The 12643-nt window shown below is 66.1% G+C and carries 8 protein-coding genes and 1 pseudogene; 6 read left to right on the top strand and 3 right to left on the bottom strand.

What is annotated here, in order from left to right:
* Positions 1-596 precede the first annotated feature (596 nt).
* From ACFQ79_RS38200 to ACFQ79_RS38185, 4 genes and pseudogenes are all read left to right on the top strand, one after another.
* A complete protein-coding gene (locus tag ACFQ79_RS38200; protein WP_383592370.1) occupies positions 597-2417 on the top strand; it encodes a 2-isopropylmalate synthase in 1821 nt (606 codons plus the stop codon).
* Positions 2414-4177, top strand: a complete 1764-nt coding sequence (locus ACFQ79_RS38195) for a thiamine pyrophosphate-binding protein (protein WP_383592367.1) — start codon at positions 2414-2416, stop codon at positions 4175-4177. Before ACFQ79_RS38200 ends, ACFQ79_RS38195 begins: the two co-directional genes overlap by 4 nt.
* Positions 4178-4181: 4 nt before the next feature.
* Positions 4182-5255 carry a hypothetical protein gene (locus tag ACFQ79_RS38190; RefSeq protein ID WP_383592366.1) on the top strand — a complete coding sequence of 358 codons (1074 nt, stop codon included), beginning with the start codon at positions 4182-4184 and terminating at the stop codon, positions 5253-5255.
* Positions 5256-5354: 99 nt separating this feature from the next.
* Positions 5355-5852 (top strand): annotated as a pseudogene (locus ACFQ79_RS38185) (helix-turn-helix domain-containing protein); the annotation flags it as partial.
* 311 nt (positions 5853-6163) lie between these two features.
* Here ACFQ79_RS38185 and ACFQ79_RS38180 read toward each other — a convergent pair.
* A complete protein-coding gene (locus tag ACFQ79_RS38180; RefSeq protein ID WP_383592373.1) occupies positions 6164-6745 on the bottom strand; it encodes a transposase in 582 nt (193 codons plus the stop codon).
* Positions 6742-7170, bottom strand: coding sequence for a transposase (locus ACFQ79_RS38175; RefSeq protein WP_383592364.1), 429 nt, complete (start codon positions 7168-7170; stop codon positions 6742-6744). Before ACFQ79_RS38175 ends, ACFQ79_RS38180 begins: the two co-directional genes overlap by 4 nt.
* A gap of 228 nt (positions 7171-7398) precedes the next feature.
* On the opposite strand from ACFQ79_RS38175, the gene ACFQ79_RS38170 reads away from it, so the two are divergent.
* Positions 7399-8202, top strand: a complete 804-nt coding sequence (locus ACFQ79_RS38170; protein ID WP_383592361.1) for an alpha/beta fold hydrolase — start codon at positions 7399-7401, stop codon at positions 8200-8202.
* A gap of 176 nt (positions 8203-8378) precedes the next feature.
* Positions 8379-11087, top strand: a complete 2709-nt coding sequence (locus tag ACFQ79_RS38165; RefSeq protein ID WP_383592359.1) for a LuxR C-terminal-related transcriptional regulator — start codon at positions 8379-8381, stop codon at positions 11085-11087.
* A 715-nt stretch (positions 11088-11802) separates the two neighbouring features.
* On the opposite strand, the gene ACFQ79_RS38160 is transcribed toward ACFQ79_RS38165, so the two are convergent.
* Positions 11803-12414 carry a hypothetical protein gene (locus tag ACFQ79_RS38160; protein ID WP_383592356.1) on the bottom strand — a complete coding sequence of 204 codons (612 nt, stop codon included), beginning with the start codon at positions 12412-12414 and terminating at the stop codon, positions 11803-11805.
* Positions 12415-12643 lie beyond the last annotated feature (229 nt).

Raw genomic sequence — 12643 nt, 5'->3', positions numbered from 1 at the left:
CGCAGACGCAGGTCCTCCTGCGCGTCCGGTGACAACCGGCGCATATCCCCACCCTCGATCACACCCGACCAACGACCAGGCAACCGATGAGTTTCGGCTCAATATCGGGTGAAAACGGCCTCTAAGTAGCAAATGCTCAGGCCGCCACATGGCTGCCCACTCATGGTGGATAAGTAATCAAAACGATCAAAAGCCGCCTCTGTGTCAGTGTGATCCTCGGGGAGTTCACTTTCACACGGCTGATCCACCTTCGCTGCGGTAAGGCTTCCACCTCGAAACGGGACAAGCCGAAAGGACGAGGTCATCATGCTTGAACCGCCAACCTGGAGCGCCCTCTTCTCGCGGTACGGGGGCGGCTGGCGGGACGAGGAGCGGATCCTCGCCGACACTGCTCAGGACATGGCGGCCAGGTCCGGCCAGGGAATGGTGTATCTCCGGCTGGGCCTTGAAGTCGTGCAGGCGAGCGGCTGGCTTGGGTTTCCGGGGCGGAGACCGCGCGTACACCCGGAACCGCCCTGCTGAGCAGGCTCAACACGCGGGTCGGTCATGTCCGCCCAGGTACGTGCAGCCAGCGCCACGTTCGAAAGGCAAGCAGAATGCAGGATGCTTGGAAGACACCCGGGACGAGGACCGGACAGCCGCGGTGGAACCCTCAACAGCCGTCACGGATGCCGACGGCGCGCTACGCTCGCCCTGGCGTGGGTCCTGCGGTAGGAGTGCCGGGCGGACGGAGCTGGCCCGACCGGATCCTCGGCCAAGCGCCCCTGTGGGCGTCAGTGGACCTGCGGGACGGGAACCAAGCTCTTCCGAACCCCATGGACGCGGCACGCAAAGCATCGATGTTCGATCTTCTCGTACGGATGGGGTTCAAGGAGATCGAGGTCGGTTACCCGTCGGCCAGCGAGGCAGAATTCTCCTTTGTGAGGGACCTCGTCACCCAGGGCCGGATTCCGGATGACGTCACCATCTCGGTCTTCACACCCGCCCGCATGGACCTCATCGACCGTACCTTCGATTCCATACAGGGGGTGGACCATGCCGTAGTTCATCTCTGCCTGGCGACTGCGTGCCTGTGGCGGAACGTCGTGTTCTCTATGACCGCAGTCGAGCTGCAAGGGCTCACGGTCCGTGCGGCAGAGCATGTGGCGCGCCGAGCGGATGCGATGCCATCGTCGCGGCTGCGTTTCCAGTACTCACCCGAGACGTTCAACGTGACTGAGCCGGAGTTCGCTCTCGAGGTGTGTGATGCGGTGACATCAACATGGGGTGCCTCACCTGACCGCCCTGTGGTCCTGAACCTGCCAACGACCGTGGAGACCGACTCGCCAAACGTCTTTGCCGATCAGGTCGAATGGATGCACCGGAACCTGGCAAGCAGGGAGTCCATCATTTTGTCTGTGCATCCGCACAATGACCGCGGCACTGCTGTGGCATCAGGCGAGCTCGCGATGATGGCTGGTGCGGACAGGATTGAGGGCACGCTGTTCGGCAATGGTGAGCGCACCGGAAACGTGTGCCTGGCCACGCTTGCAATGAATCTCTTCACACGCGGTGTTGACCCGCAGCTGGACTTCTCCGATATCGACGCCATCCGTCGCACGGTCGAGCAGTGTAATCAGCTGCCTGTCCATGCCCGCCACCCATACGCAGGCGATCTGGTCTACACCGCTTTCTCCGGCACTCATCAGGACGCCATCGCCAAGGGCTTCAAAGCCCTGTCGGCGGAAGGCCACCGCACGGGCCAGGAACCAGGCGAACTTCCCTGGAAGGTTCCATACCTGCCTGTCGACCCCAAGGACGTCGGCCGGACGTACGAGTCCGTGATACGCGTGAACAGCCAGTCGGGGAAAGGCGGTGTCGCCCACGTCCTGAAAACTCACTACGGTCTGGATCTCCCGACCGCTCTGCGCGTGGAATTCGCGCACCGGATTCAGGAAATCACAGACGAGACCGGAGCCGAGCTCGCCCCCCGCCGGCTGTGGGAAGTCCTGGCTGATGCCTACTTCAAGCCTGTAACGGGGCTGGAGCTGAAAGAGCTCCGCGAGCAGCGGAGCGGCACACGGACCCTGGTCTGCACTGCTCTGATCACGTCCGACAGCCGGGAAATGCACCTCACCGGAAGCGGCCCGAGCACCGCTGAAGCCTTCTTCGACGCCCTCTCGCAGGCCAACGACAGCTCCGCTCGGCTGCACTCCCACAGCCAGCATTCCGTTGATGATCCCAGCGGACGCCTCACCGCTGCCTACGCCTACCTCACGGCCGCAGGCACCTCCGCCCACGGCATCGGCATCCACCAGGACCCCAGCACAGCCACAGCTACGGCCATCCTCAATGCCATCAGCCGCACCCGGAGCGCCGCCAGCCTCGAACAATGTACAGCAAGCAACTCTGCCTATGAGGGAGCGGGCAGGCGATGACAACGCCTTCTGCTGCCGGAGATGCCTTCGTGCCAGCTACGGACAAGCCCGTGCCGCAGTCGGTAGCCGAGTTCACGGTGCGCACGCTGGCCCAGGCGGGTGTCACCCATGTGTTCGGGGTGCCCGGTGGCCCACTGATGCCCCTGTACGAAGCACTGGAGGACTGTCCGGGCATTGAGCCGGTACTTGCCAAGCATGAAGAAGGGGCAGCGTTCATGGCCTTGGGCTATGCACAGGTCACTGGCCGGCTCGGGGTAGTGTGCGGGACCGTCGGCCCCGGCGCGCTCCACGCCTTGACCGGAGTGGCCAGCGCAACCGCTGACAGCGTTCCCGTACTCGCGCTCACGGCGCAGGTCAATACCTCGTCCTTCGGGCGAGGCGGGCTGCAGGACAGCAGCGGAGGCAGCTGGGGTGTAGACACGGTAGATGCCTTCCGGTCCGCCACAAAGCTATCGGCCCTGGCATCAACCTGCGCACAAGTGCCCAGGCTTCTGGCACTCTCCGTGCGCACTGCCTACCTCGGGCGCCCCGGAGGCGTGCATCTGAGCCTGCCCGCGGACGTGCTGGCCGGGCGATTGGAGCGAGAAACGCCACTGCCCAACCTTCGACGCCCCACCATCGCCGCCCCCGCCCCGCCAGCCGTTACAGAACTTGCCAGCGCCGTCCGGGCGGCACGCCGCGGGATGGTGCTAGCGGGACAGGGCGCCAAGCTTTCCGGGTCCGCATCCTCATTGATCAGGCTCGCCGAAACATTGTCCTGGCCCGTAGCGACCACGCTCAAAGGCAAAAGCGTCTTCCCCGAGGACCATGCTCTGTCGGCAGGCGTCTTCGGCTTCGGCGGCACCGCGGATGCCCACGCGACAGTGCTCGCTGACGACGTAGACACACTGCTCGTCGTCGGCAGCGCACTTGGGGAACTCGCCACGCACGGCTGGGAGCCCCGCCTGGTTGAGGGGCGCCGTGTGCTGCGGATTGACATCGACCCCCTGCGTGAGGGTGCCGGCTTTGAGGCAGACATGCATGTCACCGGTGACGCCACCGCGGTCGTGGACGCCTTGCTGTCAGAGCTGCAGATCCCGCACCCTGCGCCAGCCAAAGCGCCGATGGCCCCGCCTGCGCTGGCAACGCCCCTGCAGGATCATGACCCGCTCCTCGCATCGGCGGTCGTCACCCTCATGAGCCGGCTGCTCCCCGAAGACGCAATGGTGTTCGTGGACAACGGCAACTGCGCAAGCTGGATGGGCCAGAACTTTGTGAGCCGCCCCCCAGCCGCTATACACGTTTCACTTAACGTTGCGTCCATGGGCTCCAGCGCAGGGTCCGCCATCGGGGGGTACATCGCTGCCGGAGACCGGCCCGTGGTAGCCCTGACAGGTGACGCCGCCTTCGCCATGGCCGGCATGGAGATCCACACTGCCGTGGAACTGGGACTGCCCATAGTGTGGATCGTGTTGAACAACGCGGGCAACGCGATGGTCCACAACATCCACGAGGGGATATTCGGACGCTCCGTCAGCGCCATGTACCACAACCCGATAGACATCGCTGTGGTCGCCCGAGGCTTGGGTGCCGAGAGCTTCGCAGTTCAGTCGCTCACTCAGTTCGAGGATGCCCTGCTCAACGCCCTGGCTTCTTCTGTCCCTTCCGTGATCGACGTGCGCGTCGACCCTGACGAGGTCCCCTGGGCTCTCGCGGGGCGAATCAGCACGCTGCGTACTGCGTTCAACCGGGAAACGCCTGCTTCCGGCGGGGACGGCTGACGTCATGTCCGGAACGACACCTGCCGCCGCAGGGATCCTCGGCTGCGGGTACTCCCTGCCCAGTACCCTTCGCCACAACAACGATCCTGTATTCAGCCGACTGTCTCGCGATCCTGCGGACAATGACGGGTTCGATACGGTTGCCTTCTTCACGGGCGCACGCGAAAGGCGCTGCCTGGCCGACGGGGAACGCATCGAAACACACATGGCTGACGCGTCCCGCAAGGCCCTTGCTCAGGCCAGAATCGGTCCGGAATCGGTGGACCGTATCTATGGATACGGGTCTGTGCCCGACCACGTCACCCCAAACACCCTCTACCGGGTCCACCACATGCTCGGGCTGTCTCATGAGACTCTGGTGGTCCCGATCAACAGCGAGTTCTCGAATTTCCTGACGGCTCTTGTGCTGGCCACGGAAGCAGTCGTATCTGGAAATGCCCGGCACATACTCATCGTGTGCGGATCGAACTGGACACAGCACCTCGACTACAGCAAAGGCCACGCCTTCGGGGCTGGTGACGCCGCCGCCGCCGCAGTTGTCGGCCCTTCGGGCTCACTGCAGGTGGTGGACCACGCCACGCGGACGCACAGCGACCAATACCTGAGCCTGACCATGACGACGCGGTTTGTGGGCGCCAGCGGCACCGCCCACCTGCCTCTGGATGCGCAGGGACTGCCCATACCCACTTACAGCATGGAGGCTGCCGGCAGCGAGGTGTACCAGAGCATCCTCCTGGACGGGCTGCCTGATCTGGTGAACCGGCTACTGGACCGCAATGGCGTTCGCAGCAGCGAGGTCTCTCTCATCACCCACCAAGGATCACGCCGCCTGCTCGACCACTGGGCTGACCGAATCAGCCCGGGGGCCTACCTGGAATCACTGCGGGAACTGGGCAACATGACGCTCGCCACCTATCCCGTCAACCTCGCCTGCCATTTCACGACAATCACCACACCTTACGTGGTCCTGGCTGCGGTAGGAACAGGATGCCATCTGACTGCAGTTCTGTTGGCCAAGCGTCGAGTACCGAAGGTCACCGAAACACGTGGCACCAGTACCGCCGATTTAGGTCTTTGATCAAATGATGGTTGATCTGTCAAGTTAAACTTCGAAACCCTGGATGGCACCCAAGAGATTCTGAACGAACGCCAATTTCCCAAACTCCTCTACGAGAGCATGGACGGACGGAATAAACAGCTCAAGCGGGCAAGTGGCAGGCTGACCGTGTCCGACCTTCTGATCGAATGGACGGTGGCCCGTGACGTTTTGCCCGAAAAGCCTTCTCCAAACGATGCATCTATCCGGGGTAGGGGCCGACGGGCCGCTTCGCCCGTTGTCGGGAAACAGCTAGGTATAAAACTGCCGGACGTTGTTGACACTCCGGGTCTCCGGCCACTACGGAGATCTGCCATGCCCCCTTCGCTGCAACAGCAGCAGGACCGCCAGGCGCAGCACCGCCTGGCGGTCCTGCGCCACGCCGAGGAAATCACCGGCAACGTCGCGCTGACCTGCCGCTACTACGGCATCAGCCGGACCTGTTTCTACAAGTGGCTGCGTCGGTACCAGGACGAAGGCCTTGAGGGCCTGCGGGACCGCTCCAGCAAGCCCCATCACTGCCCCCACGCCACCCAGGCCGACGTCGTCAGCAAGATCGTCTACCTGCGGCAGCAGTGCCACTTCGGCCCGATGAAGATCCAGATGTACCTCAAGCGATACCACGACATCGACATCGCCTGGAGAGATGGGAGCCGGGCAGACGACGCGGTAGGTGTCGAACCCGGCAAAGAGCTCGGGAGACCAGCCCAGTTCTGCGACGCGGCCCAGCACCCAGCGCGACGCCCATTCGGCATCCATGCTGTCCTGCGCGAGGCGTTCGTCCTTGGTCGGCGGCACCTGGCAGCCCTGCAGCAGCGCGTACTGATCCTGTTCCAGGACCTGGCTGCCCTCCCCGCCGGCGAGGAGCTGCGCGACTGCTTCCGGCGTGCTCAAAGCGGCCCGTACGTCGTGCGGGAGGCTCTCGGCGAAAGCCGGGATGCCCGCGGGGTCCACCACGGCCGGATCATTCTTCCGCTCCCACGACGGTCGGCCGGGATAGTCGCAGGACAATGGCAGCATGTTGAAGTGGCGGACCGCGGGCTGGATCTCGTAGCGCGCGACGTCGCCCAGCGACGACAGGGACGGCCGGACCGCTCCCCACGACGGCTCCGGCTGATCTGTCCGGGGGAGAAGCGCATCGAGCTTCTCCTGCGCAGACGCTGGCCTCTTGGCTCAGGCGTGCGGATGGCTGACCGTGGCTGCCTCCTCATCGGTGAGGCATCCGGCGCCGTGCGCCAAGGTGACCAAGCGCGTGGCCGCATCGCACAGCAGTGCTTTGCGCGAGGCGTGGGCGGGCGAACCGACGCCTCGGCGCCGAACCACAGGCGGACGCCCTTGCGGCCGTCCATGTCGACGCCCACAGCCGGGTAGACCGGCTTCGAGGTCACGGATCCGGACCGGATCTTCACCCGCAGAGCGTCGGTGTAGATGATCGGCCAGACCGCATCGAGGGGCCGGTTCCGCCAGGTCACCAGCTCATCCACCACCGCGTCGGTGCTTTGCTGGTCAGGTCGGGGCTGACCTCGACACCGTAGAGCTGGGCGAGGTGGAGGCGGATGTCGTGCACGCTCATCCCGCGGGCATACAGCGAGAGGATCCGGTCGTTGAACCCGGCCAGCCAGCGGCCGTTCTTCGGCACCAGCCGGGGTCCGAACTCGCCGTTGCGGTCCCGGGGCACCGTCAGGGCGATCGCGCCGGCATCGGTCAGGGGCGGTCTTGGGCGGGGCCCCGTCGCGGGAGTTCCCCGAGGCGTGACCAGCACGATCTCCTCGCCCGTAGCCGAGGCCGTTCGCTCTTCTAGGTTTCCAGGGCCCTCCAGGACGGCCCTGGTGGTCTCCATCAGCAGCCCGCCCTCACCGAGCAGGGCCGCCCCCAAGGCATCAGCCTTGTCGAGCAACCGCTCGACCATCGCGTCGGTTGCCGCGGACGCACCGCTTGGTCTTTGTCTGCCAGGACTTGTCCGATCCGCCTGGCCCACAGGCCCGAGGCCGAGCCCGGCTGTCGCATCGCATCACGGACTTACACGCTCTTTCAGTCACGCTCGCAAGCGACACGAACCTCACCTGTAGTACCGGTGGGCGCGCGAGGGTGATACGGGTAATGATGGGTGGTGGAGGTGCATCTCATGGGTGAACTCGTCGATGTCAATGGGACAGAGATCTGGGTGGAGAGCCGGGGCGAAGGGCCGACGGTGCTGCTGATTGCGGGGCTGGGTGATCCCGCCGAGGCGTGGCAAGCTCAGATGGATGGCCTTTCCGGGCGGTACCGGCTGATTGCCTATGACAATCGAGGCACAGGGCGCACCCCGCTACGGGACGAGCAGCTGTCGCTGGCGGTGATGGCAGACGATGCCATGGGAATTCTCAAGGCGCTCGACGTGGAGAACGCCCATGTCGCGAGCTTTTCGGGCGGCAGCATGGTCGCACAGGAGCTTGCGTTGCGGCACCCCGAGTTTGTCCGGAGTCTCGTGCTGGTAAGCACATGGGCTCGTGAGGACACATACCTGGCTTCGGTGATCCGGTTCTGGCGCTGGCTTGCGACGGAGGCACCGGATGCGCAAGCCATGCTGGAAGCGTTCCTGCTGTGGATATATACGCCGCGCGCTCACAACGACGGCACTGTGGAGCGGATCATCCATGAGATGCTGCAGTCTCCTCACCCCCAATCGCCTGAAGACTTCCAGCGTCAGCTGGAGGCATTCACGGGGAACGACACCCTCGAGCGCTTGTCGAGGATCGCGGCACCCACTCTCGTCCTAGCCGGCGATCTGGACATAGTCACACCCCCCCGGTTCGGACGGGTAGTAGCTGAGGAAATTCCGGGAGCGGCCTTCGAAGTACTGAAAGGCGAGGCGCACCGGCCTTTCCAGGAGTCGCCGGAAGCGTTCAACGCGCGAGTTGATGCATTCTGGCAAGCGACGGACGGATAGCTCTGCTGCGGAGGAACGGCAGGGGGGCGGCGTGATCATTCACCTCCACGCGACGATGATCACCAAGCACCGGACGAGAAGCACACTCGCTCGCCAGGATGCCACCTGACTGAGTAGTCTTAAGAGAAGTTCAGCGAGATCGTCCTCGGCCGCCTGGAGCACTCCAGGAGACTGCCATGAGCACGCAACGACAGCAGTTGTCACCGTGGCCGCTGGCCGGCCGGGAAAGCCAGCTGCAGGAGATCGCGGCTGCGTGGGTGGATAGACACTGCCGCGGCGTGGTGATCTGCGGTCCGGCCGGGGTGGGCAAGTCCAGGCTGGCTGAGGAGTGCCTGGCTCGGGCTATCCGCGACGGGTGGAAGGGGCGAAGGGCCACAGCGACGGCAGCGGCCGCCGCTGTACCGCTGGGCGCAATCGCCCACCTGATCCCACCCGGTGTGGATCTGTCCGACCCTGTCAAGGCTTTCGCGACGGTGGCTACCGCGCTTGCCGGCCCAGGCCGTAATCGCCGCTGGGCCCTGTGCGTCGACGACCTGCACCTGCTGGACACCACCTCCGCAGTGCTGCTGCGCCAGCTGATCGACGCCGGGGTGGTGCGGCTGATCGCCACCGTCCGGACCAGCGAACCGCTCGGTGAGACCGTCGACGCCTTGACCGGCGGGGGTGCGGTGTATCGCGTGGACCTGACTCCATTCGACCGGCAGCAGACCGAGACCGTTCTGCGCGCGGCCCTTCAGGGCCCGGTCAGCCGTCGCACTCTGCACGACCTGTACACCGCCTCCGGCGGCAACGTGCTCTACCTCCATGAACTGGTCCAGGGCGCCCTGCAGTCCAGGGCACTGGTCAGCGACGGGGAGATCTGGGAACTGGCCGAAGGTCGGCCGACCGGTACCCCGAAACTGACGGAGCTGATCAGGACCCGGCTAGAGGCCGCCGACTCAGCCGCCCGCCCAGTCCTGGAGCTGCTGGCCTTCACTGAAGCATTGCCGCTGACCGATGCCGAACACGCCTCCCAGCCAGAGGCGCTGGAAGCGCTGGAACAAACCGGGCTCATGCAGATCCTCACCGACCGCCGCCGTACCATTCTGCGACTCGCCCACCCCCTGTACGGCGAGGAATTGCGCAAAAGCATTCCTGCTCTTCGCCGCCGGACGCTTCTGCTGGAGCAGGCTGACCGTACCCAGGCTTACGGAGCGCGCCGCCGTGACGACGCTCTGCGCATCGCCAGCTGGCAGCTGGCCGCCACCGGCACCGCCGACCCCGGACTACTCCTCCGAGCGGCCACCCTCGCCCGCCACGCACGCGACTATCCCCAAGCTCTGGCTCTTCTCCGGACTATCCCTGAAGAGCACTACACGACCGCTACCCGCCTTATCCTTGCCGAGGTGCTGTTCCAGCTGGGTCGTTGGGACCAGGCTGAGACTCTTCTCACCCAGGTTGGCCAAGGCGCTACCGATGAGCGAGAAAGACTCGCCGCAACGCTTGGGCGAACCAGGAACATGGTGTGGGGAAACTTTCCCCCTGCACAAGCGTTGGCCGTCAACCAAGACGCCCAGGCCCACGCTGTCAGTGCCACCGAGCGCCACATTCTGCGGACGGCCGAAGCGTTCATCCGTACCATGGTCAGCCAGCCAAGGGAAGGCCTAACCCTGCTGGAGGACCTGGAGGCTGACATCAGCGTGGCCCCGGATGACGGCGCCTGGCTACGAGGCGCCTTCAGCAAGACCACCGCGCTGGCGATGCTCGGCCACACGCACGAAGCCATAGCCTGGGCAGAGCACGCATATGCCGCGAACATGCACGTGGACGAAGGCGCCCTGGTATCCCACGCCGCCGTCCAACGGATTCCCCTCATACTCGCACTCAGTGACAATGGTAACCTCGCCGAGGCCACCCGCATCGGCGAATGCGCCGACACCGCCACGTCCCGGATCAGCCCCCTCGCGGCGATCTGGCTGTCACTCTTGACCGCCCGCGCCCAGTGGCTGGCGGGACATCCCGCCCGAGCTCGCTACTGGTACGCCAACGCGGCGGCCCGCGCCCGCGCCATTGACCACAAGATGGCGCTGCGACCATCATTCAGCGGGCTCGCGGCCTGCGCGGCGGTGCTCGGCGATCAACACGCAGCTGAGACCGCACTCACCGAGCATGACCACTCGCCACGGTTGTCCATGGGTTTTCAGCCGCCCGGGGAGGAGAGTCTGGGACAAGCCTGGTTGCACGCAACGCGCGGCCATGTTGAGCAAGCTCGGTCCATCCTTATCCAGGCGGCCAAGGGCGCCCAAGCAACCGGCTGCGTCGCCAGCGAGGCGCTGCTCCTAACCGATGCGGCCCGCCTCGGCGCCGCCGCCGACGTCCAGGACCGCCTCTCCCAACTCGCCGCGCAGTGCGACGGCACACTGGCCCCGGCCCGGGCCCACCTTGCGGCCGCGCTGGCCGCAAACAACCCCGAACGCCTGCAGGCCGCTGCTGCCGAACTAGAAACGATCGGCGCGGACCTACTGGCCGCCGAAGCCGCCACTCAAGCAGCCGCAGCCTGGCAACGAGCCGGCCGGGCCCGCAAAGCCGCCGCCGCCACACAACGCGCCCAATCCTGCGCAGCACGCTGCCAAGGCGCCCGCACCCCCCTTCTCGTCACCGTCCACACCGCCGCGCTCACGAATCGGGAGAAGGAGATCGCCCTGCTCGCCGCCGATGGCACCGCCAGCAAGGACATCGCCGCGATGCTGCACCTGTCGGTGCGCACCGTCGATAACCACCTCCAGCACGCCTACGCCAAACTCGGCGTCACCACTCGCCGCGAACTCGCCGGCACGCTTGGCGCACCGACCCCTCACTCCAGGAATTTGAGCCGCCCCGAAGTTTCCGGCCACCGGACCAGCTAGAATTGTCAGACTGATCGACGGAGAAGTGTTCCCCTGACGGTCCGGGTCCGGTTTGGTTATCGGCTCCCCTTTAGGTCAAAGAATCAGCGCGCACCCGGCTGGGGCTGAATCCGGAACGATGGTGTGGCGGACTGGCTGAGTCCCTGCAGCGCCCGGAGGGTGGTTCTGCGGCAGGAGATGACCTTGCCTGCAGAATCATCTCCTGCTGCAAACGGTATGGTGCGTAGTGCGGGTGACCGGCGCAAGAATCCTTCTGTATGAATCGGATTCGAGTTTAGATCGCCAGCGGTTACCGCTGCTGACGCCTGGAAGCCTATTTGTGCGGGTGCGGGTGCGGGTGTGATTGCCGGGCCGGAGGCGGAGTACGCCGACGAGTGACAGTGCTCGGTACCCGTTTGCGTGCGGTGCAGGCCGAGGAGCAGGCAGCCCTCGACGTCTACGGCGGTCTCGCGATCGTGTTTTCAGGTACCACACCGGGAGGCCGTGGGCGGACCTGCCTGAGCGCTTCGGGTTGCGGGAAGGCGCCCGCGACCGGCTGCGGATGCTGGCCGGCGGCGGCACCTGGGGGGAAGGTCTTCGCCGGCCTGCTTGCGCAGGCCGGCGCCGAGGGCGGCCGTGGCGGCCAGCATCTGTACGGCCGTCCGGGCCCGCCGACGCGCTGCCGGGGTCTGTCAGAAGGGGCTGCGGCCAGGCCGTCTGGTTCGGCCCGGTCGAATCAGCGGAGTTCGGCGAAGAGCGCGCTGAGTACCGTCTCTGTGTCCCCCGCTGCCGCCAGTAGTGTCCCGACCGTCGCGCGGTCGCCCTTGCCGAGCAGAAGGAGCAGCCGCAGGGCGGCGAGCCGCATCGTGAAGATGGACGATTGGGCGGCGGAGCGCAGTAGCCCGGTGAAGCGGCCGCCGTCCCCGCCGACCAGGACGCGCAGCCCGGCGGGATGGCGGCTTCCGATCTCGGCAAGCACGTTCAGACTGTGGGTCCAGCCGGGGCGGCTCCCGGCCCGGTGCTGCCTCTCGGGGTCGGCCGCCTCCGCCAGCTCGCGCTCGGCGCGCCCGGCCAGCGCGCGGACCAGACGGTCGGTGTGGTCGACGGCGTCCGCCCCCGCCAGTCCCGGCGGCCGGGTGACGAAGTCCGCAGCCCGTGCGACCGTCCGGTGGAAGTCCGGACCGACGAAAAACTGGTCGATCGCCCGGCAGAGCCCCCAAAGAAGGGCGGTCGCCCCCGGACCCGGCTCGTCCGGGTCCTCGAAGGACGCCACGACCCGGCCGTCCCCGGCCCGCAGCAGGGCCCCCACCGCCTCCGCGGCAAGGGCACCGCCGGCCCTCGCGGGCAAGGCGGGTCAGCTCGCGCCGGGCCGACTCGGTCGCCTGGTCCGGCGCGGTCCCGGCCCGGGCACATCGCAGGAGCAGATAGCCGAGTCCGGTGCAGGCGTGGCGGGCGACCTCGGCCGAATCGCCCACTGAGGTCGCGTCGTGTACGCCATCGTGCTCGGACTGGCGATCGCCGGCGTGTGGGAGGCCCGTACCGCGGCCGAGGACACCGTCCAGCGCGAGGCCCAGGCC

Source organism: Streptomyces sp. NPDC056480 (genome assembly GCF_042795405.1).
GTDB lineage: Bacteria > Actinomycetota > Actinomycetes > Streptomycetales > Streptomycetaceae > Streptomyces.
This window is presented reverse-complemented; position numbering and strand designations above follow the sequence as displayed.

Coding starts and splice junctions, on each gene's coding strand:
- ACFQ79_RS38195 (WP_383592367.1), top strand. CDS start 2,414: ATGACAACGCCTTCTGCTGCCGGAGATGCCTTCGTGCCAGCTACGGAC.
- ACFQ79_RS38190 (WP_383592366.1), top strand. CDS start 4,182: ATGTCCGGAACGACACCTGCCGCCGCAGGGATCCTCGGCTGCGGGTAC.
- ACFQ79_RS38165 (WP_383592359.1), top strand. CDS start 8,379: ATGAGCACGCAACGACAGCAGTTGTCACCGTGGCCGCTGGCCGGCCGG.
- ACFQ79_RS38170 (WP_383592361.1), top strand. CDS start 7,399: ATGGGTGAACTCGTCGATGTCAATGGGACAGAGATCTGGGTGGAGAGC.
- ACFQ79_RS38200 (WP_383592370.1), top strand. CDS start 597: ATGCAGGATGCTTGGAAGACACCCGGGACGAGGACCGGACAGCCGCGG.